We start from the raw sequence: 23,734 nt of genomic DNA, 5'->3' as shown, positions 1-23,734 counted from the left end.
GTGACGGCCCGCCAGGCGACGCAGCTAGTCCACCGCTTGGACGACCATGCGGGTCTCGGGATCGACCAGCATCACGCGGCTGCCCGAATAGACGTAGCGATACTTGGTGAGCGAAGGGCCCCAGTCGCTCGGAACGGCCACGAGCTCGACGTCGCGCGGCACCGGCGAGCCGACGACGATCTTCTCGCGCGTCTCGACCGGACGGATCTTTTGCTCGGTGACGTAGGAGCGGATCCTGGTGCGATACTCCGGCTCGATCTGCACGGTCGCGCCGGGAGCCGCGCCCGTGGTGGTGACGACGGTGGACTGTGCCATCGCGCTCGTCGACACGAGCAGGGCGGCGGCTGATATCAGCATGAACTTCTTCATCGCATTCTCCCTCGCCGCTTCATGCGGCGCAGCGATGAACTCGCTACCAGCATGACCGTTCCGAGCAGCGCGGAACATTTGCTACTTTTTCCCGTTACCTTGCCGGGAGCAGTCATTGGAGGAGAGGACAATGCCCGTATTGATTCTTTGGGCCGTGCCGGCGATCCTGGTCGTCGGCGGTGGCATCTATCTCATTAGCCACATGCATTGATGTGAAGGGGCCCGTTTTCGACAATAGAGAAAATCGGGCCCTTACTTTCTTTCTGTTCGATCATCGCTACGAATGCGGATAAATCGACGATCGCCCACGCAATTCACCGCCACCCCAACGCCGGCGCCACATGCGTCAGGATCGCCTCGATCGCATGCGCGCAGTAATCGACGCCGAGCTGGTTGGGGATCGTCAGCAGCAGCGTATCGGCTTCCGCGATCGCCTCGTCCTGCCGCAACTGCTCGATCAGCACCTCCGGCTCCGCCGCATAAGAGCGTCCGAAGATCGCCCGCGTGCGCGGGTCGATGAAGCCGATCTGGTCTTCGCCTTCGCCACTTCTGCCGAAATAGGCGCGGTCACGATCGTCCAGCAACGCGAAAATGCTGCGGCTGACGGAGACGCGCGGCTCGTGGCTGTGCCCCGCCTCTTTCCATGCCGCGCGAAAGCTACGGATTTGCGCCGCCTGCTGCACGTGAAAGGCTTCGCCGGTCTCGTCGTTCTTCAACGTCGAGCTCTGCAGATTCATGCCGAGCTTGGCGGCCCACACCGCGGTCGCGTTCGAGCCGGCGCCCCACCAGATCCGCTCGCGCAAGCCCTGCGAATGCGGCTCGATGCGCAACAGCCCGGGCGGATTGGGAAACATCGGCTGCGGATTGGGCTCGGCAAAGCCTTCGCCGCGGAGCAGGTCGAGGAAGACTTCGGCGTGGCGCCGCCCCAAATCGGCATCGCTCTGGCCCTCGGCCGGCCGATAGCCGAAATAGCGCCAGCCGTCGATCACCTGCTCGGGCGAGCCGCGACTGATGCCGAGCTGCAGCCGGCCGCCGGCGATGAGGTCGGCGCTCCCCGCGTCCTCCACCATGTAGAGCGGGTTCTCGTAGCGCATGTCGATCACGGCCGTGCCGATCTCGATCCTATGAGTCTTCGCGCCGACGGCCGCGAGCAGCGGAAACGGCGAGGCGAGCTGGCGCGCGAAATGATGCACGCGGAAATAGGCGCCGTCGGCCCCCAACTGTTCTGCGGCAACCGCAAGCTCGATCGATTGCAGCAGCGTGTCGCTGGCAGAGCGGGTCTGCGATTGCGGCGAGGGGGTCCAGTGCCCGAAGGAAAGAAATCCGATCTTTTTCATGAGGGCAACATATGGATGATCGGAAGCATTTGCGAGGCGTCGATCGGAGGAAAGATGGCGACACGGGTGTGCAACCGTAAGCGCCCCTTGGGGATGAACCAGCCCCTGGCCAGCTGATGCTTCCGAACTCAGAGCGCTCGGCTTCGATCTGCCGCGCCGGGACGCGCGCTCAGATTTCGCAGCCGTTGAAATTCAATGCCTTGAGCAAGCCGCCAAACGCCTTCAGCCGGCAGGGCTCGGCATTTCCTGCGGTCTTCGAGCGCGGGACGTCGGCGGTTCGCTTGACGACGGTCGCCTTCGGCTTCGGCTTCGGCTTGGGACGTTCTGCGGCCGCGATCTTTTTCGGAGTATGCCGAGGACGAACGGCCGGCTCCGGTCCGGGAGAGCCGGCATGGGTCTCTTCCGCCGGAGCCATGCTGCTTTCGACCGGAGCCTGTGCCGGCATCGCGCTGATCGCAGGGGTAAGGTCGAGGCGATCGGCCTTCGCCAAGGCGTCGTGTGAAGCGGACATGCCTGCGTCTTGCTCGGCAAGCGGTTGCACGATCGCAGCCGCGCGACGCGGCGGTGCGCTCAGCTCCATCGCCGACAGCACGCCTGCACTCAACAGGATGAGGAGGCCCAACAACGCCATTCTCAGCATAATGCGCCTCTGACAGAGGTTCGTGCCGCTGAAAATTCTCCGCGCCAATGAGGCAATCTGTCGGCGGCTGCGGAATCATTTGCCGATAGGGTTAACGTCGGTGCTGCTCCCGCGCGTGGCGTTAGCGTTTCGAAAAACATCTCTTAAGCCTGTACAGATAACGTCGTGCTCTCCCCGTCGTCAGTGCCAGGGACCGACGCGCATATTCGCAAGCCCGCCATGAACGAAGCACGATACGAAGAGAGCCAGGCTCAACGGTTCGCAAATTGGCCGCGATGGAAACGGTGGTTTGCCAAGGTCGGTGTTCTCGATCGCCGCGTCTTGCTCATGAGCGACGCCGAGCGCCGGAAGATGAGATCAGAGGTTCTCGACCGCTTGGCTGCTCGCCCGCTTTGGGAGAAGTGCATGGCGATAGCAGGGCTTGTAACAGCCGCAATTTCGGTTGCCCTGTATCCCTATCTATTCGGACGCCTGACGATCGGCTGGGAAAATCTGGGCCTCGTCAGAACGATTGTTCCGTCCCGAGAGCCGGTCCTGTTCACGGCCACGCTGTTGTTTACCGAGAGCCTCCTTATTGCCGCGCTCTGCTTTTTGGCCAAGCTTTACTTCTTTCGGGGCAGGGACGGAGGCACTCGTTCCTGACCAGTCGCGGCGAATGCCCGGTCATAGCCCATAGCGGTCGTCGGCGCGCGCGATGCGCCGACCCGTAGGTCCTGGGTGAAGATCGATGGCGAACGTAACCTGGAGTGGGCTGCCAGGCAGCCCAAAGCCGCAACCCTCCATCGGCGCTTGCTGAAGCAGCCGTGACGGGGCGGCGGGTCGTCATTGGCCCTAACCGGACACTACACCACAAGAACTTTATTAGAGCGGTCGCCTGCGCCGCTTGGCCCAAATACCTCGGACTTCCGATCGTTTGCCGCTGCTTCTCTCGACGGTCTTCGATATACGAACGCGGAGGTTTCGGAGTTCTGCAAGTTGAGAGTTGAGAAAACAGACCCGTTGGTTCAAAATGACCATACGGTCGCAAATCCGACCACTACTCATTAGGAGCCCCAATAGCTGCAACTGCTGAAAAACACTGACATTGGTAAAAGGGCGTTCGATTGGATCGTAGCGTTGTTTCACGTAAAAGATGTGAAACGGCACACATGCGGCAGGAAAGATATTTCACCTGCCGCGTTTCTGAAAACGTGCTTTGGGCACTAGCGACCGAGTTGGTGCAGGAAGAAGGCCCGAAATAGGGTCGCCTCAGTGTCGCGGTCATAAATTTGTAATGTTAGAGCAGAGAACCCTCTCAGGGGTGCCAGCCCCGTGAACGTGCGGCGCGCGGCCCGCCGTCGCACTGCAAAGTCGATATCGGTCAGCCAGGTTTGTCGGCATGCAAACGGGCACCAAACTCGGCGGCTCAAATGACGAATCCAGAGCCAAAGGCTTGTCGGAGCTGGTTTGCGGAAGCTGTCGCAGATTTTGCCCCTGTGCTGAGGCACAGAGGCACGCGATCTTGCGGCTCGCGTTGCCGGATACTCGTATCGGAACGCTAAGTCACTCCAAGCCGAGAAAGTAGCGCCACTCCGTACCCATATTGTCGTCCGTAATGAGCTTTTGGCCGGCAGTAGCCTCCAGCAGCTGCGGACATGGTTCGATCGTAGGACCATCCTGACGGAAGTCGGCCATCAGCGCATCCAGCCGAGCGCGGTCAGCCTCATCGGAAGCAAACTCGGGTTTTCCGTCAATGCTGTAGGTTTCCAGCGTTCGTCGCCAGCGAGCATGATCCCAAGCGATCGGCGTCTGCGACAGCACCATATGATTCAAGAACCGGGCGCCATGGGAAATGCAGTGCAGCCCGTGCGCTGCGCCCGCCGCGAATTGGTGGTGTTGTAGAAGTAGACTCCACCGGGCTTCAGGTGTTGCTGCACGAGGCCCAGGAATTCCGACGAGAGCAAATTGGCGGCGTTGGCCCGAAAGTGCCACGTCGTGTTGGAGACGACCGCATCGAACTGAGCGTCGGGATGATGGCGCAGCCAACGGCGTCCGTCATCCTCGATAATCCTGATCTTGGGATTGTTCAGGATCGATTTGACATTGTCGTGTTTGGCGATCAACTCGACATATCCGCGATTGATCTCGACGATCGTGAGCGATTCCACATCCGGATTGTTGGCGATGACTTGGGCCCACGAACCGGAGGAGAGACCGATCATCAGCACCTGTCGTGGCGCAGGGTGGAAGAGGCTCAGCGCGTAGGGGCGGACGATGCCGTTGCGATCGGACTTCAGGTCTGTGTTGAAGCGGCCGTCATACATGCCGTTGCCGAAGACGGTGCCCTCGTTGTCGACGGTGATGATGCCGCTATGATTCTCGACAACATGGAGGAAGTCGCGGTCGCTGACCGCCTTCGCCTGCAAATTCTCCAATAGCCGCTGGCTCAACAAGGAGTTTGCGCCGAGGCCGAGCACGAGAACCGCAATGGCAAGTCGGCCAAGAAGATACCGCTCCTGCCGGGTTGTTTCGCTGACCGCAATCAATGCAAATGCGGACATCGTGCCGCCAACGAGCAATATTGCCGAGATTTGCCGGATTCCGAAGTAGTCCGTCAGCACGAAGCCGGTGAGGATAGCCCCGCTGGCGCAGCCTACGATGTTGGCGAAATACAGGAGCGCCGTCCGCTGACCAACCTGTTCGTCCGCAGCGATGCCAAATTGCGAGAGATAGGGGAGCAGTGCGCCCCATTGCCGCGCTATCAGGTAGGTAATGACGACTGCAACGCTGATTGCGCCGGCGCCGGTCCATGCCAATTGCGTCATCAAAGGAAGAAACAGCGCACCGAACAAGTTGGCCCAGATGAGATCGCTCGCGGCTTTGCGGAGCGCAGCCTGCGGCGCGAGTGTCCTGCAGGACTGTCCGGCCTGTCGGGCGCCGACCGCGATCCCGGTCAGAAAAGCATATAGCGTGATCGCAAAAGCCAGCGAACTCGATCCCGAGGCGAACGACATCACGCGGAACAGGTAGATCTCGTAGGACAGCGAGATGAATCCCCCCGCCATTGCGAGCAGCACGACCAAGCCCGTGCCGAGAATTGGCGGTGTTCCTGATGCGTTGCCCGACTTTGGCGAACCGTTCGTCGTGCTGCGGCCAGGCAGGACGTGCGCCGCGATTGCCCCGGCGCCGACCGCAATATTGATTCCAGCCGCGATCGTGATCGCCGCATGCATGCCGAGAAAGGGGAAAATCAGGATGGCGCATACGAGACACGCGGCACCGGCACCGAGCGTGTTGACGAAATAGAGAGTGCCGACGGCGTCGCCGATCTGTCCGGAAAGTCGTGCCAGATAGGCGACCAGGATCGGCAGCGTTGCGCCCATCAGAAGGGTTGGCACCAGCACCAGGACAAGGTTGATGGCGGCAAGGGCGGGCAACGGCAGGTCAGCCACCTGAGCGCCCACCTTTTCGAAGATCTGGAGGGAGGCCAATCCGAATGCAGCAGTCGCAAGCTCGATTACTCCTAGAAGCAACAATGGCCTGACGTTGGTGCGCCGGGATATCCAGCCGCCACACAAGCTGCCGAGTCCGAGTCCGAGCATGAACGCGGTCACGATAATCGTCACCGATTCCGAATTGACGCCGAAGATCCGGAACAGGCTCCGTTGCCAGGTCAATTGATAGATCAGCGCCGGAAAGCCGGAGAAGAAGAAGAGGATGCAAAGAATGCGGACATGGGGCGCAGCGGATGTCTGCGCCGGCGTATCCGCGGGCAATTCGACGGTGGTCATGACGGAACCCTTCTCCCAGACCATTGCAACCTAGAGGAGAAAGGTAATCAAATGTTGCGGTTGGTTGCTGAACCGCGCTGGGATTGACGGCTCAATCCGGCAACGCGATGCGCAAGGTTAACCCATTGCGAACCGCGGGCAAGAAATGACCGCTTCGCCACGTGGCACCGGCGCCTTTCCGGACCAAGCTCGGGAAAAATTGGCATCCATTGTTGCAAGTTGTTCCCGATCTGTGATGCACGCCTGTGTTGTACGTTTATTAATGGTTGTATTGGCAGAAACATTCCCCTGGAATGCAGGAATGTCAGATGACAACCACAAAGGGTGGACGACGTTTCGGATCAGCCAGGATGCTCTCAAACGTAAAGGGAGACGTGGAGCTTTCCCTGAGGCTGTTCCAGCTGAACTGGATCATCATCGGCGTGGTCTTGGTCTTGCTCGCACTCGGCGTTCTGCTGACCAGCTTCCGGATGGAACCCAAGGGCTACATCGTTATCCTGGGAATGACCGGGCTTTACGGATACATCGGACATCGCAACGCGAGATCCGGGCGCGGCAATCCGCGAGTCTATGCGACGCTGTTCACCTTAGCGCAGATCATCCTGATCCTCATACTCGTCACATCGCTGGGCTATATCGCGGCGTCGGCGGCTCTCCCAATGCAGGAAGCCAGACTGCTTGCATTCGATCGAGCGCTGGGGTTGGATTTTCGAGCATATCTGTCGTTTGTGAACGACCGGCCGGGATTGATCCGCGCGCTTGCCCCGACCTACAATTCCATATTCGTGCAGCTTGCCGTGCTGGTCGTTCTTCTGCCCTTGTGCGGTTTCTATCGACGGGCTGCAGAATTCGTTCTCTGCTTCGCACTGACGCTGATCGTCACCACGGTCATTTCAACACTGGTTCCTGCCACAGGCGTTTATCATGCGTTGGGCCTGCTGCCGGCGGATCATCCGAACATCGAGCCTTCCGTTTACTATGACACCCTGCGCGAGCTTCCCCTTGTGCGTGATGGTACCACCAGGGTGCTGGACGCGTTCAGCCTGGGTCCCCTTCTGACATTTCCGAGCTTCCACGCCATCACGGCCGTCCTTTACGCATGGGCGCTATGGCCGATCGGTTGGCTGAGAGTCGCAGGGACCTTGTGGAATGCCGTCGTGTTGGCGGCGACCCCGATTGGTGGTGGACACTTCTTCGTCGACGTCATTGCCGGCGTGGGCATCGCGTTTGCGACGATCTATGCGACGCATCGGCTTGGGAATTATTTCGCACGGGGCCAATCGCAGAAGCAGCAGCCGGTATTGGTCCCCTCGCATGCATCAGCAAACCGGATTTGATTTGATCATCAGCGCAGACACCCGCGTTGCACATCTGGCGGCTGCGCTCGCGAAACCAACCTGGGCTCTGCTTGTCTTCTCAGGCAAAGTGAGGGCCGGGCGTATTTCAGCGTCATCAACCTCTCGGTCGGGAAGAAAGCCCCCGGGGGGACGTTAGTCGGACCGTACGGCCGACTCGTCAATTTCCATGATCGGCCGGCCTGCCTTGACCTGCTGGCCGACGCGGTCACGCGCGATTCAAGTTTTGTTTTTTGATCTTGGGGCAGGCAAATATCCGCCCGCGCGGCCGCTGCCACCGTGCGCGGCGATGAACATGGCGACGGCCGACCGGCAATAGGATTCGATCTCGTTGTCGTCCTCTGCTCTCGCCTGATCGAAACGTGCGATCATCAGGAGATCGGATCCTTTGAAAAGCGCGGCAAACAAGCGGGCGGACCGGAGAGGATCGGGCACATTCAGAAGCGCCTTCGCGTGCAACTGACGCAGCACGGCTTCGATCTGGGCGATGACATGGGCGGGGCCGGCTTCGAAATGGAGCTTGCTCAACGCGTTTTGACTGGTCTTGTCGGCCATGACCATGGCTTCGACACTGCGCACGTCCGGTCTCAACAGCGTGCGAAGCAGTAATGATCCAATCGCCATGAGCTGATCTTCGACCGAACCGTCGCCTCCTTCAGGAAGAGCCTGTGGTGCGAACAACTGACGGCAGCCGGCCGCCATGGCCGCACCGAACAGCGCCTCCTTGTTCTCGTAGTGCCTGTAGATGCTGAGCTTGGATATTTTCGCCCGCTGCGCGACCTTGTCCAATGTCGTCGCTTGAAAACCCAATTCCACAAAGAGTTCGCGCGCAGCGTCGACGATCGTTTGGCCAAGCGCCTCGTTGGCGGGCCGGCCGCGCCGGCCCTGGCTGTTTTCGGTCACGACAATTCCAGTACTTGACAGTGTTCTAATCCCGACATTAAGATACCACGTAGTATCTGAAATGTGCAAGCCAATCGGCAGGTTTCAACCAGTCCTCCAAACGGAGTCTCGACCATGGATGACGTCATCATCATCGGCGGCAGCTTTGCCGGTCTCGCCGGCGCCCTGCAGCTCGGCCGTGCCCGCCGCAAGGTGACCGTTCTCGATACCGGCCTGCCGCGCAACCGCTTCGCTGAGCACTCGCATGGTCTGCTCGGCCACGATCCACAAGCCACCGTTGGACATCCTGGCCGAGGCGCGGCAGCAGCTGGCGCGTTATCCCACGGTCAGGCTGGTCAACGCCCGGGCTGACAGCATCTCTGGCACCATCGACAAATTCTCCGTCCTCACTGGCGATGGCGAAAGCCTTGGGGCGCGCCGCCTCATCCTGAGCTATGGCATCGTTGACCAGATGCCTGACGTTCCGGGTTTTGCCGAAGGCTGGGGCGGGTCTATCGTGCCTCGCCCCTATTGCGACGGCTTTGAAGTCGCCGGCCAGCATTGGGGCCTCGTCTGGTCCGGCCCGCAGTCGCACAATCAGGTCAGGCTGTTCCGCGATTGGACCGACAAGCTGACGCTCTTCGCCGATGGTCACGACATTCCGCCCGATATCCGGGCCGATCTGGCTCGCCGCAACGTCCCTGTCGTCGATGGCCGGATCACCGGGATCGCCCAACGCGGGGCCCGTAACGCCACCGTCAAGCTCGATACCGGCCCCGATGTCGCGGTCGACATCCTGTTCGCGCATCCGCGCAACAAGCCGTCCGCAAGCCTGCATGAATCACTGGGCCTCGCCACGGTGAAGACACCCCTCGGCATCATTCTCAAGGTCGACGAGCGCCGCGAAACCAGCATGCCCGGCATCTACGCCGCCGGCGACCTCGCCAACCCCATCACGCCGCCATCGGTCACCCTGGCATCGTCGCACGGCGCGATGGCGGGTATCTTCGCCCAGCAGTCGATGGTGGTTTGACAGCTCAGATGCAGGATGAGCATGGCCGTCGAACGAGACAGCGCGGGTGTGCGCTTCCCTCCGCCCCTCGTCTATCTGGGCGCGCTGCTGTTGGGGCTGGCGGCGGAGCGGTTCGTCACCCTGCGCTCTTTCGGCATCGACTGGCGGTTGCTGCTCGCGGCGGGCGCGCTGCTGTTCGTTGCCGGCGCGGCGATGATGCTTGCGGCGGCGGGGCTGTTCCGGCGGCTGGGCACCAACGTTCCGCCGTCGCAGCCAACGACCCTCATCGCAACGACCGGTCCTTATCGGTGGACCCGCAATCCCATGTATCTCGGCATGACGCTTGTCTATGCCGGCCTTGCGATCGGCTTCGACGGGCCGATCGCCTTGGCCTTGCTCCCGTTGGTGCTGATCGCGATCCAGACGCAGGTGATCGCCCGCGAGGAGCGCTATCTCGAAGCGAAGTTCGGCGACGACTACCGCCGCTACAAGGCCGAGGTTCGCCGCTGGCTCTGACTATTGCGCCGCCGCCGCCTGCGGGGCCGCCCGTCAGCCAGCTGTCCGAACAGATCGCCGTCGTGACCCGGAGCAGCTGTCAGTATCTGGAAGTATCCATCCGTCTTGCAGAGCCGTCGGCTAACAGGTGGCATCAATGGTCTACAGTCTCATTGTCAAAAAAGAGATCCGCAGGAGCTTCGATCATGTCAACAACCAGCGTTGGGATGATGCTGCAAAGGACCTAACACCAAACGCGTATCACTGGGTTGCCGGAGATCATGCGTTGGGGGGTGAGCGACATGGAAAGCAATCGGTAAAGCAATGGTTCGAGCGCATGGGCCGTGTTTTCCCGAAGCTTCACATAGATATTGAGCAGGTCGAAGTGACGGGTTGGCCATGGAACACCACAGTGTTCGTCAAGTGGCGGGCCAATGCGAGGCTACTCGACGGCCAAAGCTCGTATGTGAACAGGGGTGTCCACGTCTTCAAGCTGCGATGGGGCAAGGTTTATTCGATCGAGGAATACTTCGACTCGCAGGCTGCAGAACGAAGCCTCGCTATCCAGGCTCGTGCCGGTTTGGAAGAAGCTGCGGCTGGACCAATCGTGAGCTAACGCGGATCATTCGTGTGATGCCGCCATCAGAACAAGGATATGTCATGGCGCAGCACAATGCCGATCGGGTCGCAGCCAGGAACGCGGAATACCGCGACAGCCATAGCGGGCGCTCCTCCTCGCCACTGGGCGCGCTCAAATGAGCTACCACGAAAGCCGCGCCCGGCTTCAGCCGGCGGCGGATCTCGGAGGCGATGCGGCGGCGCTCTGCGACGTCGACGAAGTGCAGCGTCAAAAGGCAGCTGGCACCGTCGAACGGTCCCGCCGGCGCATCGTCGATATAGCCCTGGTGAAGATGCGCGCGCGGCGCCAGCGGGCCCAGGGTCTGTTTCGCGAGCCCCAGCATCGCCGCGGACGGGTCCACGCCGTCGAAGCGCCAGCGCGGCTGCGCCTGCGCAAACGTCCTCAGCTCCAGGCCGCCGCCGGCACCGAGGACGAGAATCCGCGCATCGTTACGCGCGCGCTCGGCCAGCAGGATCGCCGCCATCGACAGCATCGCATTGTAGCCGGGCACGAAGCGCGGCGGGCCTTCCGTGTAGCGCGCCACGGCCTGCGGATCGGAGAACATGTCTTGAATGTTGGTCATGGCGTCGTCCTTGCTGATGCGGCGGTCACGCGCCATGGGCGCGCAGGCCCTGATGTTTGCGCGAGCCGAGGCGCTTGCGACAATCCTCGCTCAGCATCGCCAGCGTCACCTCGCCGAGGCGCGACAGCAGCAACGCTTCCGCATCGTGAAAGGCCTGGTCGAGCGCGGCATTGACGGCCTGCTCGACGAGACAGCCCGGCGACTCCGTCCTGTTGCCCATGGCCAGCAGCGCTGGGCTGCCGAGCGCGGCGTAGACGTCGCGCAGCGTCACCTTCGCGAGGTCACACGCAAGCCGCCAGCCGCCGCCATGCCCCTTCTCGGAGCGGACGTAACCGAGCTCGCGCAGGCCCGCCATGATGCGGCGGATCACCACCGGGTTGGTGTCCATCGCCTTCGCCAAGGTCTCGGACGTGAACGGGCCGGGCTGTTGCGCCATGTGCAGCAGCACGTGGAGCACGCCGGACAATCGGGAATCGCGTCTCATGTAACTTCATATGTTGCATATAGGGGCCAAAGTCAACGGCCCGCTGTCGCACGTCAGTGCGGCCTGCCGAGCAACGAGGATGCCGTGCGATTGTCGGGATGAGCGGCACTGCTAGTAGAGCGCCAATTGGACGTCACGCATCTGCGTCCGATCATGCCATCATGCCGCTGCTTTGCCCGACGGGGCAACGCCGCTCTGCCCGACGCGTCAGCGTTGCAGCGCTGCGGCTAAGTCATTGATCCCGTTCATGCCGTCTACTGTGCATGGGGTTGTTTTCGCACTTTGTTTTCGGCGGTCTGAAAAGACCGAGATCGCCACGCTGATTTGTCACGGTGACGGCGCCGCGCGCGAGGGCGACAATCGGCTGGGCGACCATGTGGACTTTTCGTTCCCGACCTCGCGTGGCGCCCGTTTTCATCCATTCATTTTTTTCGGAGGCGCATCATGCAGGTTTACAACGTGGTCAAGTTCAAGGTGAAGCCGGGCGAGGAAGCCGCCTTCCTCGACGCGCACCGGAACGGCAAGGCCAAATGGCCCGGGCTGGAGCACGGCGTCATCATCAAGACCGGCGATCAGACCTTCTGCCTCATCGGCACCTGGGCCAGCCAGGATGCGATGGTCGCGGCCCGCCCTGCGATGATCAAGACCCTCGACAGTTTCAGGTCCGTGCTCGAGGATCAGGGCAATGGACGCGGCGTGACGGATGCGGTCTCGGGCGAGGTCGTGCTCGCGCTGTAGCAGGCGCGTAGCGCCCGCTACTTCATCACCCGCAGACCCTTGGTCGTGAAGCGCTGCGTCTTGCCGCCGGGGCGAACGGGGCGTTTGGTGCCGGCGGCCTTGCCGGTGCCGGGCGGCTGGTGCGCAGGCACGAGCTGGTGCGGCTGCGAGCCGATCAGGTCGCGGCGGCCCATCTCGATCAGGGCCTCGCGCAGCACCGGCCAATTGTCGGGATCGTGATAGCGCAGGAACGCCTTGTGCAGGCGGCGCTGGCGCAGGCCCTTGATCGCCTCCACCTTGTCGCTGCCGCCATGCCGCACGCCGCGCAAGGGATTGACGCCGGTGTGATACATCGCCGTCGCGGTCGCCATCGGCGAGGGCAGGAAGGTCTGCACCTGGTCGGCGCGATAGCGGTTCTTCTTGAGCCAGAGCGCGAGGTTCATCATGTCCTCGTCCGTCGTGCCCGGATGCGCCGCGATGAAATAGGGGATCAGGTAATATTTCTTGCCGGCGCGCTCGGCCGCTTCATCGAACATCCGCTTGAACTTGTTGTAGGCGCCGATGCCCGGCTTCATCATCTTGTCCAGCGGGCCGCGCTCGGTATGTTCGGGCGCGATCTTCAGATAGCCGCCGACGTGATGGGTGACGAGCTCCTTGATGTATTCGGGGCTCTCGACCGCAAGGTCGTAGCGCACGCCGGAGGCGACCATCACCTTCTTGATGCCCTTGGTCTCGCGCACCTTGCGATAGAGCCGGATCAGGTCGTCATGCGAGGTGTTGAGGTTCGGGCAGATCTCGGGGAAGACGCAGGACGGCCGCCGGCATGCCGCCTCGACCTTGGGGTCCTTGCAGGCCATCCGGTACATGTTGGCGGTGGGGCCGCCGATGTCGGAGATCACGCCAGTGAAGCCCGGCGTCTTGTCGCGGATCTTCTCGATCTCGCGCAGGATCGAGCCTTCCGAGCGGTTCTGGATGATGCGGCCCTCGTGCTCGGTGATCGAGCAGAAGGTGCAGCCGCCGAAGCAGCCGCGCATGATCGTCACCGAGAACTTGATCATGTCCCAGGCGGGGATCTTCGCGTCCCCATAGGATGGATGCGGCGCGCGCGCGTAAGGCAAATCGTAGACCGCGTCCATCTCGTCGCTGGTCAGCGGGATCGGCGGCGGGTTGAGCCAGAGATCACGATCACCATGACGCTGCACCAGCGGCCTGGCATTGCCGGGATTGCTCTCACGATGCAGCACGCGCGAGGCGCGGGCGTAAGCTTCCTTGTCCTGCTCGACCTGCTCCAGCGCGGGCAGCCGGATCACGATCGCGCCCTTCTGGCGCGTTGCGCCCTCGTCGGCAGAATCGAGATCGTCGGCGTGCAGCTCGGTGTAACCTTCCGGCACGCGGCGGAACAGTGCGACGCCCCTGATGTCATCGAGCTCGCGCGGAGCCTCGCCGGCGGCAAGGCGCTGTGCCACCTCGACGACGGCGCGCTCGGCATTGCCGTAGAGCAGGAGGTCGGCCTTGGCGTCGGCGAGCACCGAGCGGCGCACCTTGTCGGACCAGTAGTCGTAATGCGCGATCCGGCGCAGCGAGGCCTCGATGCCGCCGAGCACGATCGGCACATCCTTGAACGCCTCGCGGCAGCGCTGGGCGTAGACGATGGTGCAGCGGTCCGGCCGCTTGCCGCCTTCGCCGCCGGCCGTGTAGGCGTCGTCATGGCGCAGGCGCCGGTCCGCGGTGTAGCGGTTCACCATGGAATCCATGTTGCCGCCGGTGACGCCGAAGAATACGCGCGGCTTGCCCAATGCCCTAAACGGCTCGGCCGAGTGCCAATCCGGCTGCGCGATGATGCCGACGCGGAAGCCTTGCGCTTCCAGCAGCCGGCCAATGATGGCCATGCCGAAACTGGGATGATCGACATAGGCGTCCCCGGTCACCAGCACGATGTCGCAGGCGTCCCAGCCGAGCGCGTCCATCTCGGCGCGGCTCATGGGGAGGAACGGCGCCGGCTTGCGCGGCCGGGCCTGGGCCATCAGGGGCTTTTCGGCGGCGATGATCTGGATGTCCATGCGCTTACGCATAGGACTCGAGGCCCGCGAATTCAACCGACGGGCGCGTGAAATCGGCGGTTCCGCCTCATGTCGTCCGCCCGTGTCCGCGTCAAGCACCGTATCCATGCGCGGTGAGCCCGATCGGCTTTGAGCGCTGCAATCGTCGCATGCGGCGATCCGGGTTCTCACCGTAGCGGCCATGGCGTATTCGGTCGCTCCATGGGCAAGGGATCATCAGACGGCGGCAGCGGTGCGGTCGCGAGCGCAGCGCCATCCACCGGCACCTGGCTCGGCGCGATTGCGCTGATCGGCTTCATTGTGGTGGCGACCGCGCAGGCCTCCAATCAGATTCTCGCGCGCGGGCTTGCGGGCTCGGTCCCGTCCTTTGCGCTCGCCTTCTTTCGCTGGAGCATCGTCGCCATCGGGCTCGCGCCGATCGCGCTCAAGGAGATCCGCGAAGGCCAGGTGCCGCTCGGCAACATCTGGCCGATTCTTGCCGCCGGCTTCATGGGCATGTTTCTGTGCGGCGGTCCGGTCTATGCCGCGGGCGTGTCGACGACGGCGATCCACATCGCGCTGATCATGGCGCTCTCGCCGATCACGGTGCTGATGATCTCTGCGGCGCTCAAGATCGAGCATGTCGGCTTGCTGCAATGGCTCGGTACGGCGCTCGCGCTATCGGGTGCGCTGCTGATCATTTCCGGCGGCCATCCGGCCACGTTGTTCGAACTGGAGACGGCGGCCGGCGACGGCCTGGTCGTGATCGCGATGCTGGGCTGGTCCGGCTATACGCTGCTGCAATCGCGCGCCGCACCGAAGGCGTCGCTGCTTGCACGCATCAGCCTGTTCTCGGCCGCCGGCGCCTTGTTCTCGCTGCCGCTCGCGGCCTGGGAAATGTGGGCCATGCCCGCCCAAATCTTCAGCACCAAGGCGCTATCGGCCTATGTCTTCGCCGGGATCGTTCCTGGCCTGCTTGCCTATGCCGGCTTTGCCTGGCTCGGTGCCAAATTCGGTTCGGTGCGGACCTCGCTCGTCCTCTACCTCGGACCGGTTGCAAGCGCCCTGTTGTCTTTCGCGATCCTCGGTGAGCCGCCGGGGCTGATTCATCTCGTCGGCGGGCTGCTGATCCTCGGCGGCGTCTGGGCCAGCCTGCGCCGATAGTTCCATCTGAACGAGTCCTGGTTCAAGCGCAGGAACCATCCGCGGCTGCGAACATTCTGATTAGGGGTCCGTGCGGGCCCGGTTGCGCGCGCCTCCATCATGTCGGCGTTCGCGGCGTCGCCTCTGGCGATGGGGGACCTGTGAGTACAGTCATTGAGAACTTGCTATTGCGGAAGCAGAAGCTTGTGGAACAGCTCGAAAGGGTGCCGTCGGTCGAGGACCGCGACAAGATCGAGCACCAGCTCGAGCAGATCAACACCGCTCTGGATTTCCTGGACAGGCCGGGATCCAAGGACGCTCACTAGGCGCCTTCAGTCCGCTCCCACTTTCAGGGCCTTGGCATAGACCACGCCCGAATTGGTGATATGCATCGTCATCAGCGCCTCGAATGAAGCGTGCTCGCCGCGCGCGAACAGGTCGAGCAGCTTGCGATGCTCGTCGAAGGAGGTGCGGGTGCGCACGTCGATCGGCGAAGTCAGATTGGTGCGCAGCGCGGCGACGCGGCTGGAGGCGAGCTGATAGGATTCGGCGAGATAGCGGTTGCCGCAATGGGTGAACAGCGCCTCGTGGAAGGCGGTATCGGCCCGGCCATAGGCGATGTTGTCCTTTGCGGCAATCGCCGGCTCCATCGCCGCGATCGCGTCGTTCATCGCCGTAATGGCGCCGTCGCGATCATGGCGAAAGGCGAGCTCGGCCGCCCTGGGTTCGAGTGCGATCCGGAAGGTGCAGAGCGCGGTGATGTCTTCCGCACTCGGCGTAAAGACGAAACTGCCGACCTGCGGCCGGATCACCACCAGCCCCTGTGCCTGCAACAGGCCCATCGCCTCGCGCACCGGCGTGCGGCTGACGCCGAAGGAGTTCGCCACCATCTCCTCGGAGATGGCAGCCCCTAACGCGAATTCGCCGTCGATGATGGCCTGACGCAGCCGCTGCATCACCCGCTGGGACAGCGATTTCGGCGTATCGAGCTTGAGCGAGCGCATATGCCCTCAGATCACCTTGCCGGGATTGAGCAGATGATCAGGATCGAGCGCAGCCTTCAGCGTCCGCATCAGCGCGATCTCGGCCTCGCTGCGGGCGTGCCCCAGCCATTGCTTCTTCAGCGTGCCGATGCCGTGCTCGGCGGAAACGCTGCCGCCAAGCTCGCGCACCAGACCATAGATGATCGCATCCATCTCTTCCTTCGGCTGCTGCTCGACCGGAAGTCCTGTGACCCAGGAGACGAGGTGCAGATTGCCGTCGCCGATATGGCCGTAATAGACACTCTCGCAGCCTTTGATGCCGGCGGCGAGCGCGGCCTTGCAGCGCGTGGTGAACTCGTCCATCCGCGCCACCGCAAGGCCGATGTCGTAGGAGATGTGCGGACCCAGCACCTGGCCGAATTCGGCGCAGATGTCGCGCACGCGCCAGAAGCTCTGCGTTTGCGCCAGCGACTGCGCCACGGCGGCATCCGCCAGCAGCCCGCGCTCCATCAGCTCTTCGAGCCAGGCCTGGAAGCGCGGCGCATCGAGGCTTTCGTCGGTGCCCTGCGCTTCGACCAGCACGTAGAGGCCGTGGCCCGCCGCGACCGGCGGCTTCACGCCGGCGCGAGTCGTGATGACGTCCCAGTAGTCCGGCCACATCACCTCGAAGGCCGACAGCAACGGGCCGAGCCCGCTGCGCGCGGCGCCGAGCAGCGCGACCACCGCAGCATAATCCTTGAGCGCGCAGAGCGCGGCCATGGTCGAGCGCGGCTTTGGAAACAGTTTCAGCACCACGCGGGTGATGATGCCGAGCGTGCCTTCCGAGCCGATGAAGAGATGCTTCAGATCGTACCCGGCATTGTTCTTCATCAGCTTGTTAAGGCTGGTGATGATGGTGCCGTCGGGCAGCACCACTTCGAGACCGAGCACCAGCTCGCGCGTCATGCCGTAGCGGATCACGCGGTTGCCGCCGGCATTGGTGGAGAGATTGCCGCCGATCGCACAGGAGCCGCGCGAGCCGAGATCGAGCGGGAAGAAGAAGCCGGCCTCGTCGGCGGCCTTCTGGATCGTCTCCAGCGGCGTGCCCGCCTTCACCGTCATCGTCGCCGAGGCGGGATCGATCTCCTCGATCCCGGTCATGCGCTCCAGCGAGATCGCGACCCAGCCCGCTTCAGGCGAGGCGCCGCGGCACAGCCCGGTCAAGCCGCCCTGCGGCACGAACGGCAGCCGGGCCTCTCGGCAGGTCGCGATCGCATGGGCAACGCCTTGCGCATCGCGCGGACGGATCACCGCCAGCGGCGTCTGCGGCAGGCTCGCGCTCCAATCGTTGCAATTGCGCGCCGGCACTTCGCTGCCGGTCAGCACCGCAGCCGCGCCGAGCCTGTCACGCAGTGCGCCGAGCAGGTGGTCGGCACGCCCAGGGGGAGTTGCCATGTCCATGCGAGACCTCCGCTAAAATCAGTTGCGCCTTATGCGCGCCGCGAGGGTGGAAAGGAATTGCGCCACTCTTGTATGTAAGGTACAAGGTCAAAAGTAAAGTAAAAATAGTGACTCAGGACACAGCCTAAGATCCTTCCGAATCAAAGGCTTGGGTCCCGGCTCGCAGCAAAAAGGGCGATGGGATGACGGAGGCAATTCGCGGCTTATGGGTGGCGTCGGCGACGCCGCTGGCGGCGGACGGCAGCGTGGACGCGGCCAAGCTCGCGGCTCATGCCAAGCAGCTCTTCGGCAAGGGCGTCGACGGTGTCGTGCTGTTCGGCACCACCGGCGAGGGCACCTCGTTCAATGTCACTGAGCGCGTTGCGACCATCGAAGCCCTGCTCAAGGCGGGCGTCGCGCCGGAGCGCATGGGCATCGGCGGCGGCTTCCCCGCCATCACCGACGGCGTCGCGCTGTCGCGCACCGTGCTCGGCCTCGGCCTGCGCCACGTGCTGGTGCTGCCGCCATACTTCGACCGCGGCGTCACGCCCGAGGGCGTTGAGGACGCCTTCGCCGCGATCATCGACGGCGTCGCCGACGATCGCCTGCGCGCCTATCTCTATCACATCCCGCAGGTCTCGGGCGTTGCGATCCCGACCAGTGTCGCCGCCAACTTACGCAAACGCTACGGCAAGATCGTTGCAGGCCTGAAGGACTCCAGCGGCGACTTCAAGCAGTTTCAGGCGTTCCGTGCGGCCGCGCCCGAGCTCGCCATCACCGTCGGCAACGAGGCTGATATCGCCCGTGCGGTCGCCGCCGGCGGCGCCGGCACCATCTGCGGCATGGCCAACATCGTGCCCGAGCTGGTCAAGGGCATGCTCGACGGCGGGGATGTCGAGGCGCGCATGCAGGCCGCGATTGACGTCGTGTTGAAGACGCCGTCCTTCCTCCCGACGCTGAAGGCGATCCTGGCGGCGCAGACGGGCGATGCGGGCTGGCTGCGCGTGCGTCCGCCGCTTCGTGCGTTGTCCGACGGTGCCGCGTTCAAGCGACAGCTCGACGACCTGACGGCGCCCGTCATCGCGTGATTACGCAGCAAATTCGCGCGTTGCGTGCCGCGGAAGCCGCGGCCGCAATTGCTGATTGCGGTCCGATGCGCTGTGTCTTTAGAACGCTTCAATACTAGAGCTATTCAAGCCGACTTACGGTTCTCTTGACGCGCTGCGACTGTTAGACGCGCCAGCTTCAATGCTGCGTCTGACCTGGAAGTGAATCGTGCCTGCTTATCTGGACGGCCAACCTGTCGATGGCCGTCGAACTCGTGGCGGCAAGAGCCGTGCAAGTCTTCTCATTGGCGCGGCCGTGCTGCTCGCTGAATCCTCCTCCAGCACGACGATTGCGCAGGCGCAATCGGCACTGCCGCCGGTGACGGTGGAGGCCCCCGTGCAGCGACCGCGGCCGGCGCGCGCATCCGAACAATCGCCACGCCGCGCGCAAACTGCCACGCGCCAGCGCAGTCGCACTTCCAGTCCGGCGCCCACCGTACCGACGCTCTCGGAGCGCGCTGCGGCGGAAGCCGCCGCGCAACAGGCCGCGAAGCTCGGCTATCGCGCGATGCCGAGCGCGACCACGCTACGCAGCGGCGCTTCGCCGCTGAACACCTCGCAGGCGGTCAACGTCGTGCCAGAGCAGGTGTTGAAGGACCAGTTGCCGCGCAACATCGACGATGCGCTCATCAACGTCTCCGGCATCACCCAGACCAATACACTCGCGGGCAGCCAGGACGCCGTGATCCGCCGCGGCTTCGGCGACAACCGCGACGGCTCGATCATGCGCAACGGCATGCCGCTGGTGCAGGGCCGCAGCTTCAATCCCGCCGTCGAAAGCGTGGAGGTGCTCAAGGGACCGGCCTCGCTGCTCTACGGCATCATGGATCCCGGCGGCATCGTCAACACCATCAGCAAGCGTCCCGAGCTCTACCAGCACGGCTCGGTCACGCTGCTCGGCTCGGCCTACAGCGCCTCGAAAACCGGCGCCGACGGCCTGCTCGACGTCACCGGTCCGATCGGCGACCAGGGCCTCGCCTATCGCTTCATCGGCTACGGCGTCAGTGAGGACTATTGGCGCAATTTCGGCCGGCACCGCGAGATGCTGGTGGCGCCGTCACTGGCCTGGTACGGCCAGGACACCACGGTGCAGCTCAACTACGAGCATCGCGAGTTCATCTATCCATTCGACCGCGGCACCGCATTCAATCCGGTGACCAAGGCGCCGCTCGCCGTGCCCGCCACGCGAAGGCTGGACGAGCCGTTCAACAACACCTGGGGAACCTCCGACCTGATCCAGGCCTCGGTCGAGCACCGTTTCAATCAGGATTGGAAGCTCTACGCCGGTTACAGCTACAACACCGAAACCTTCAGCGCCAACCAGCTCCGCATCACCGGTATCAACTTCACGACCGGCAACGAGACGCGCAGCAATGACGGCACGCAGGGCTCGCTCAGCAATGTCAGCTACGGAACGTCCTACGTCTCCGGCGGCTTCTGGCTGGGCAACATGCGCAACGAGGTGCTGTTCGGCGGCGACGGCCAGTATCGCACCATCTACCGCGACAATCTGATCCGGCAGGCCACGCCGCCCATCAATGTTTACAATCCCATTTACGGTTTGATCGGACCGGGGACAACCGTCTCGAACAGCGACAGCGCCCAAACCGACAAGCTCGGCCAGTGGTCACTGTTCTTCCAGGACACGCTGCATCTGACCGAGCGGTTCGCGCTGGTCGGCGGCGTGCGTTATATGGACTACGATCAGATCGCCGGGCGTGGAAAGCCTTTCATCGTCAACACCAACGTCTCCCAGGACAAGGTGCTGCCGCTCGGAGGTGCGATCCTCAAGCTCACCGACGAGCTTTCGCTCTATGCGAGCTATACCCAGTCGCTGAAGCCGAATTCGACGATTGCTCCGTTGGCAAATAGCGGCGGCTTCGTGCTGGGTTCGAACATCGCTCCGGAAGAAGGCACGCAGTACGAGACCGGTCTCAAGTTCGATAACAAGCGTCTCTCAGGTACGCTTGCGGTCTACGAGGTCGAGAAGCAGAACGTGTTGGTCAGCCAATTTAACCCCGCGCTCGGCCTAAACGTCTATACGACGGCCGGCAAGGCACGCGCGCGCGGGGTCGAGATCGACGTCACCGGGAGGCTCACGGACAGCTGGGCCGTGATCGGAAGCTATGGCTATACCGATGCGCGAGTGACGGCTTCCCAGGATCTGACGCTGCTCGGCAAGAAGCTGCAAAACGTCGCCCTGAACACGGCCTCGCTCTATCTCGTCTACGACTTCGGGACGGCGTTGCCAGGTCAGCTCCGCCTCGGAGGCGGCGCCCGCTATGTCGGCGACCGTCCCGGTGATGCCATCAACACCTTCTTCCTGCCGTCCTACGTGGTCGCCGACATCTTCGCGACCTACGAGACCAGGTACGAGCAATTCCCGGTGATCTATCAATTCAACGTCAAGAACCTGTTCGACAAGGTCTATTATCCCTCCGCCGTCAACAATCTGAACGTCGCCGTCGGCGATGCCCGGCGCGTGTCGCTCTCGGCGACGGTGAAGTTCTAGCGATGTCGATGCGGCACATAGCCATCGCGATCCTGATCGCCCTGGCGGCTGCCTGCACGACGGCCCCAAGCCGCGCCGAAGAGATGACGCTCTACTCGACCAGGGAGGCCGCTCTGGTCGCGCCGGTTGCTGGGGCTTTTACGGAAGCCAGCGGCATCGGCGTGAAAATCGTCTTCATCGAGGACAGTCTCATCAGGCGTCTCGTATCGGAAGGCGAGGCATCGCCCGCCGATGTCCTGTTGACCATCGGGCTCGACAAGACCACCCAGCTTGCCGCGCATGGCCTGACCCAGGTCTTCACTTCGACGCATATCGAACGGGCCGTGCCGGCAAACCTGCGCGGCAACGGCGCGCAATGGGTTGCGCTTGCGATCCGCCCCCGCGTCGCATTCGTGCGCAAGGACAGCGCGCTTGCTCAGATCGACTATGAAGATCTGGTCGATCCCCGATGGCGCGGCAAGCTGTGCATGCGCTCGGCGCTGCATCAGAACAATGTCGCGCTGGTTGCGGCCTATCACGTCCATCACGGTGATGCCGCGACCGAGGTCTGGCTCGCCGGGCTGAAGGCTAACCTCGCCCACAGGCCTGAGGGCAAGGACAATGACGTAATCCGCGAGATCGCGGAGGGCAGATGCGAGATCGGCATCGGCAACACCGTTGCGCTGGCGCAATTGCGCGACGGACGGGAGGGGCCTGACTGGCGCGCCTGGGCCGAGGCGGTCAGGGCTGTTCCGACCGCCTTCAAAGGTGGCGGCGCGCATGTGAACCTCGCCGGCGCAGCCCTCGCGAAGCATGCGCCACATCCGGAGGCTGCGCAGAAATTCGTCGAGTTCCTCGTCACGCCGGCGGCGCAGCGGATTTTCGCTGCCGCTGAGCTCGAATACCCTGTGCTGGCCTCGGCAAGGCAGGCCCCGATCGTCGCCGATATGGGCGCGTTCACAGCAGATGCACTGCCGATCGATGAGATCGCCGCGCATCAGCAGGCCGCGATCGTCCTGATCAAGAAGGTCGGCTTCGATGAGTAGAGCGGGCCACACAATCAAGGCGGCCCTGCTTCAGGTCCATTCCATCGCCGGCCTCGTGCTCGCGCTGCTGCTCGCCCTGATCGCGCTGACCGGTGCGGTCATGAGCTTCGAGGATGAAATCCTCGATCATCTCAACGCCGATATCATGCACGTCGCGCCACGCCCAGCGTCGGCGCTGATGCCGGACGAACTGGTCGCGCGGCTCAAGGCGGCGCAGGACGCCGGCAAAGTCTCCGCCGTCGCGCTGTCGAGCGACCCGTCGGCAGCGGTGCGGGTTCGCTTCGGCCGCGACGAGCAGGGCGCAAGGCCGTCCTCGCTCTACGTCGACCCCTATGACGCGCGCGTGCTGGGCTCCCCGCGCGGCGAGGAATTCTTCGCGACCGTGCGCAGGCTGCATCGCTGGCTGCTCATCCCCGGCGATGCCAAGGGCTGGGGGCGCCAGGTCACTGGCGTCGCCGCGCTCGGCCTGATCGTGATGCTGATCTCCGGCCTCGTGCTGCGCTGGCCGCGCCGCGCCGGCAGCGTGAAGATGTGGCTCAAACCCAATCTCGGTCTCAGTGGGCGCGGTCTGCATCGCTCGCTGCACGCCGTCATCGGCACCTGGGTGTTTCCGGTCTATCTGTTAATGACGCTCACCGGGCTCTGGTACTCGTTCGACTGGTACAAGGATGGCGTGGTCTGGCTGCTGTCGCGGCCGCATGTCGCCGCGGCCAAGATGCAGCCCAAGATGTCTGCAAAGCCGCCGCGTGAGGCCGGCCGTATCGAGGCGCAAGCGATCGGTTTCGACCAGGCGTGGACGACGTTCCGGCGCGAGGAGGGCGGCCACTTCTCGAAGGCGTTGCTGACGCTGCCGGCCGGCGCCGGCACAGCGATCCGGATCCGATCGTGGTCGAAGGAGACGACGCTCGACACCTCGCGCGACGAATTCCGCATCGATGCCGTCTCGGGACAATTGGTTTCCGCGGAGCGGTACGCCGACAAGTCTTTTGGCGAGAAGATCATCGCTAACATGCTCGACATCCACCGCGGTGCCATCCTGGGCTGGCCCGGCAAGCTCGCCTTCATGATCGCGGCGGCGCTGATGCCGTTGTTCTCGGTCACCGGCGTCCTGCTCTATCTGTCGCGCCGCAGGCTGCGGCGCCCGGCGCAGCCGCCGCTCGGCCGGCTCGTTCCGGGCGAGTGAGCGGACACGAAGGCTAGCCAAGCGCGCGACAATCGTTCAAAAGCCCATGGCCTGTTCTCGT

The 23,734-nt window shown here is 63.4% G+C and carries 22 protein-coding genes and 1 pseudogene; 12 read left to right on the top strand and 11 right to left on the bottom strand.

Annotated features, from left to right (window positions below; translation table 11 throughout):
• Positions 1 to 24: 24 nt before the first annotated feature.
• The 3 genes from RCO31_RS26335 to RCO31_RS26325 all read right to left on the bottom strand — a co-directional run bounded on the left by RCO31_RS26335 (position 25) and on the right by RCO31_RS26325 (position 2,337).
• Complete coding sequence (locus RCO31_RS26335) at positions 25 to 369, bottom strand: DUF1236 domain-containing protein (RefSeq protein WP_145640452.1); 345 nt, start codon at positions 367 to 369, stop codon at positions 25 to 27.
• Between the two features lie 314 nt (positions 370 to 683).
• Positions 684 to 1,706: an LLM class flavin-dependent oxidoreductase gene (locus RCO31_RS26330; protein ID WP_145640450.1), complete on the bottom strand. Its 1,023-nt coding sequence runs from the start codon at positions 1,704 to 1,706 to the stop codon at positions 684 to 686.
• A 169-nt stretch (positions 1,707 to 1,875) separates the two neighbouring features.
• The gene (locus RCO31_RS26325; protein ID WP_231088658.1) at positions 1,876 to 2,337 is read right to left on the bottom strand and encodes a hypothetical protein; all 462 of its coding nucleotides are present in this window, start codon (positions 2,335 to 2,337) and stop codon (positions 1,876 to 1,878) included.
• 228 nt (positions 2,338 to 2,565) lie between these two features.
• Here RCO31_RS26325 and RCO31_RS26320 point away from each other — a divergent pair, with 228 nt between their 5' ends.
• Positions 2,566 to 2,988 carry a hypothetical protein gene (locus RCO31_RS26320; protein ID WP_145640446.1) on the top strand — a complete coding sequence of 141 codons (423 nt, stop codon included), beginning with the start codon at positions 2,566 to 2,568 and terminating at the stop codon, positions 2,986 to 2,988.
• A 900-nt stretch (positions 2,989 to 3,888) separates the two neighbouring features.
• On the opposite strand, the gene RCO31_RS26315 is transcribed toward RCO31_RS26320, so the two are convergent.
• Both RCO31_RS26315 and RCO31_RS26310 read right to left on the bottom strand, forming a co-directional pair.
• Complete coding sequence (locus RCO31_RS26315; RefSeq protein ID WP_208750623.1) at positions 3,889 to 4,158, bottom strand: hypothetical protein; 270 nt, start codon at positions 4,156 to 4,158, stop codon at positions 3,889 to 3,891.
• The gene (locus tag RCO31_RS26310; RefSeq protein ID WP_208750622.1) at positions 4,155 to 6,116 is read right to left on the bottom strand and encodes a fused MFS/spermidine synthase; all 1,962 of its coding nucleotides are present in this window, start codon (positions 6,114 to 6,116) and stop codon (positions 4,155 to 4,157) included. The genes RCO31_RS26315 and RCO31_RS26310 overlap by 4 nt, the downstream gene beginning before the upstream one ends.
• 308 nt (positions 6,117 to 6,424) lie before the next feature.
• Here RCO31_RS26310 and RCO31_RS26305 point away from each other — a divergent pair, with 308 nt between their 5' ends.
• Entirely contained in the window at positions 6,425 to 7,453 is a 1,029-nt protein-coding gene (locus tag RCO31_RS26305) for a phosphatase PAP2 family protein (protein WP_158644793.1), read from the top strand.
• A 237-nt stretch (positions 7,454 to 7,690) separates the two neighbouring features.
• Here the strand turns inward: RCO31_RS26305 and RCO31_RS26300 are convergent, their stop codons facing one another.
• On the bottom strand, positions 7,691 to 8,374 hold the full coding sequence (locus RCO31_RS26300; protein WP_145640442.1) for a TetR/AcrR family transcriptional regulator: 684 nt from the start codon (positions 8,372 to 8,374) through the stop codon (positions 7,691 to 7,693).
• Between the two features lie 114 nt (positions 8,375 to 8,488).
• On the opposite strand from RCO31_RS26300, the pseudogene RCO31_RS26295 reads away from it, so the two are divergent.
• From RCO31_RS26295 to RCO31_RS26285, 3 genes and pseudogenes are all read left to right on the top strand, one after another.
• Positions 8,489 to 9,386 (top strand): annotated as a pseudogene (locus RCO31_RS26295) (NAD(P)/FAD-dependent oxidoreductase).
• Positions 9,387 to 9,407: 21 nt separating this feature from the next.
• Positions 9,408 to 9,881, top strand: coding sequence for an isoprenylcysteine carboxylmethyltransferase family protein (locus tag RCO31_RS26290; RefSeq protein ID WP_145640520.1), 474 nt, complete (start codon positions 9,408 to 9,410; stop codon positions 9,879 to 9,881).
• 136 nt (positions 9,882 to 10,017) lie between these two features.
• Positions 10,018 to 10,476, top strand: a complete 459-nt coding sequence (locus RCO31_RS26285; protein ID WP_145640440.1) for a nuclear transport factor 2 family protein — start codon at positions 10,018 to 10,020, stop codon at positions 10,474 to 10,476.
• Here RCO31_RS26285 and RCO31_RS26280 read toward each other — a convergent pair.
• Complete coding sequence (locus tag RCO31_RS26280) at positions 10,421 to 11,062, bottom strand: class I SAM-dependent methyltransferase (RefSeq protein WP_145640437.1); 642 nt, start codon at positions 11,060 to 11,062, stop codon at positions 10,421 to 10,423. The genes RCO31_RS26285 and RCO31_RS26280 overlap by 56 nt on opposite strands.
• A 25-nt stretch (positions 11,063 to 11,087) precedes the next feature.
• Positions 11,088 to 11,546, bottom strand: coding sequence for an Rrf2 family transcriptional regulator (locus tag RCO31_RS26275; protein WP_145640435.1), 459 nt, complete (start codon positions 11,544 to 11,546; stop codon positions 11,088 to 11,090).
• 444 nt (positions 11,547 to 11,990) lie between these two features.
• On the opposite strand from RCO31_RS26275, the gene RCO31_RS26270 reads away from it, so the two are divergent.
• The gene (locus tag RCO31_RS26270; RefSeq protein WP_145640433.1) at positions 11,991 to 12,284 is read left to right on the top strand and encodes a DUF718 domain-containing protein; all 294 of its coding nucleotides are present in this window, start codon (positions 11,991 to 11,993) and stop codon (positions 12,282 to 12,284) included.
• Between the two features lie 17 nt (positions 12,285 to 12,301).
• Here the strand turns inward: RCO31_RS26270 and RCO31_RS26265 are convergent, their stop codons facing one another.
• Entirely contained in the window at positions 12,302 to 14,323 is a 2,022-nt protein-coding gene (locus tag RCO31_RS26265) for a YgiQ family radical SAM protein (protein WP_145640518.1), read from the bottom strand.
• Positions 14,324 to 14,524: 201 nt separating this feature from the next.
• On the opposite strand from RCO31_RS26265, the gene RCO31_RS26260 reads away from it, so the two are divergent.
• Positions 14,525 to 15,466 carry a DMT family transporter gene (locus RCO31_RS26260; RefSeq protein WP_145640431.1) on the top strand — a complete coding sequence of 314 codons (942 nt, stop codon included), beginning with the start codon at positions 14,525 to 14,527 and terminating at the stop codon, positions 15,464 to 15,466.
• Between the two features lie 140 nt (positions 15,467 to 15,606).
• Positions 15,607 to 15,771: a hypothetical protein gene (locus RCO31_RS26255; RefSeq protein ID WP_308971444.1), complete on the top strand. Its 165-nt coding sequence runs from the start codon at positions 15,607 to 15,609 to the stop codon at positions 15,769 to 15,771.
• A 6-nt stretch (positions 15,772 to 15,777) separates the two neighbouring features.
• On the opposite strand, the gene RCO31_RS26250 is transcribed toward RCO31_RS26255, so the two are convergent.
• Positions 15,778 to 16,449 (bottom strand): GntR family transcriptional regulator, encoded by a 672-nt coding sequence (locus RCO31_RS26250; RefSeq protein WP_145640429.1) that lies wholly within the window; start codon positions 16,447 to 16,449, stop codon positions 15,778 to 15,780.
• Between the two features lie 6 nt (positions 16,450 to 16,455).
• A complete protein-coding gene (locus tag RCO31_RS26245; RefSeq protein ID WP_145640427.1) occupies positions 16,456 to 17,868 on the bottom strand; it encodes an FAD-binding oxidoreductase in 1,413 nt (470 codons plus the stop codon).
• Positions 17,869 to 18,050: 182 nt separating this feature from the next.
• Here RCO31_RS26245 and RCO31_RS26240 point away from each other — a divergent pair, with 182 nt between their 5' ends.
• The 4 genes from RCO31_RS26240 (at position 18,051) to RCO31_RS26225 (ending at position 23,673) form a co-directional block, all read left to right on the top strand.
• Positions 18,051 to 18,935, top strand: coding sequence for a dihydrodipicolinate synthase family protein (locus RCO31_RS26240; protein ID WP_145640425.1), 885 nt, complete (start codon positions 18,051 to 18,053; stop codon positions 18,933 to 18,935).
• Positions 18,936 to 19,122: 187 nt separating this feature from the next.
• Positions 19,123 to 21,465: a TonB-dependent siderophore receptor gene (locus tag RCO31_RS26235; protein ID WP_145640423.1), complete on the top strand. Its 2,343-nt coding sequence runs from the start codon at positions 19,123 to 19,125 to the stop codon at positions 21,463 to 21,465.
• A gap of 8 nt (positions 21,466 to 21,473) precedes the next feature.
• Entirely contained in the window at positions 21,474 to 22,490 is a 1,017-nt protein-coding gene (locus RCO31_RS26230; RefSeq protein WP_231088592.1) for an extracellular solute-binding protein, read from the top strand.
• Positions 22,483 to 23,673 carry a PepSY domain-containing protein gene (locus RCO31_RS26225; RefSeq protein WP_145640419.1) on the top strand — a complete coding sequence of 397 codons (1,191 nt, stop codon included), beginning with the start codon at positions 22,483 to 22,485 and terminating at the stop codon, positions 23,671 to 23,673. The genes RCO31_RS26230 and RCO31_RS26225 overlap by 8 nt, the downstream gene beginning before the upstream one ends.
• Positions 23,674 to 23,734: the final 61 nt, after the last annotated feature.

This window comes from Bradyrhizobium sp. LHD-71 (assembly GCF_031157255.1).
Taxonomy (GTDB): domain Bacteria; phylum Pseudomonadota; class Alphaproteobacteria; order Rhizobiales; family Xanthobacteraceae; genus P52-10.
Note: the sequence above shows the minus strand (reverse complement) of the source record. Positions and strands in the feature narration are given on the sequence as shown.

Bases quoted from the DNA above. Each gene is read 5' to 3' on its own strand.
- RCO31_RS26225 (WP_145640419.1), top strand. From the start codon at position 22,483: ATGAGTAGAGCGGGCCACACAATCAAGGCGGCCCTGCTTCAGGTCCAT.
- RCO31_RS26270 (WP_145640433.1), top strand. From the start codon at position 11,991: ATGCAGGTTTACAACGTGGTCAAGTTCAAGGTGAAGCCGGGCGAGGAA.
- RCO31_RS26320 (WP_145640446.1), top strand. From the start codon at position 2,566: ATGAACGAAGCACGATACGAAGAGAGCCAGGCTCAACGGTTCGCAAAT.
- RCO31_RS26265 (WP_145640518.1), bottom strand. From the start codon at position 14,323: ATGGACATCCAGATCATCGCCGCCGAAAAGCCCCTGATGGCCCAGGCC.
- RCO31_RS26230 (WP_231088592.1), top strand. From the start codon at position 21,474: ATGCGGCACATAGCCATCGCGATCCTGATCGCCCTGGCGGCTGCCTGC.
- RCO31_RS26245 (WP_145640427.1), bottom strand. From the start codon at position 17,868: ATGGACATGGCAACTCCCCCTGGGCGTGCCGACCACCTGCTCGGCGCA.
- RCO31_RS26275 (WP_145640435.1), bottom strand. From the start codon at position 11,546: ATGAGACGCGATTCCCGATTGTCCGGCGTGCTCCACGTGCTGCTGCAC.
- RCO31_RS26325 (WP_231088658.1), bottom strand. From the start codon at position 2,337: ATGGCGTTGTTGGGCCTCCTCATCCTGTTGAGTGCAGGCGTGCTGTCG.
- RCO31_RS26310 (WP_208750622.1), bottom strand. From the start codon at position 6,116: ATGACCACCGTCGAATTGCCCGCGGATACGCCGGCGCAGACATCCGCT.
- RCO31_RS26250 (WP_145640429.1), bottom strand. From the start codon at position 16,449: ATGCGCTCGCTCAAGCTCGATACGCCGAAATCGCTGTCCCAGCGGGTG.
- RCO31_RS26335 (WP_145640452.1), bottom strand. From the start codon at position 369: ATGAAGAAGTTCATGCTGATATCAGCCGCCGCCCTGCTCGTGTCGACG.
- RCO31_RS26285 (WP_145640440.1), top strand. From the start codon at position 10,018: ATGGTCTACAGTCTCATTGTCAAAAAAGAGATCCGCAGGAGCTTCGAT.
- RCO31_RS26280 (WP_145640437.1), bottom strand. From the start codon at position 11,062: ATGACCAACATTCAAGACATGTTCTCCGATCCGCAGGCCGTGGCGCGC.
- RCO31_RS26290 (WP_145640520.1), top strand. From the start codon at position 9,408: ATGGCCGTCGAACGAGACAGCGCGGGTGTGCGCTTCCCTCCGCCCCTC.
- RCO31_RS26260 (WP_145640431.1), top strand. From the start codon at position 14,525: ATGGGCAAGGGATCATCAGACGGCGGCAGCGGTGCGGTCGCGAGCGCA.
- RCO31_RS26305 (WP_158644793.1), top strand. From the start codon at position 6,425: ATGACAACCACAAAGGGTGGACGACGTTTCGGATCAGCCAGGATGCTC.
- RCO31_RS26240 (WP_145640425.1), top strand. From the start codon at position 18,051: ATGACGGAGGCAATTCGCGGCTTATGGGTGGCGTCGGCGACGCCGCTG.
- RCO31_RS26330 (WP_145640450.1), bottom strand. From the start codon at position 1,706: ATGAAAAAGATCGGATTTCTTTCCTTCGGGCACTGGACCCCCTCGCCG.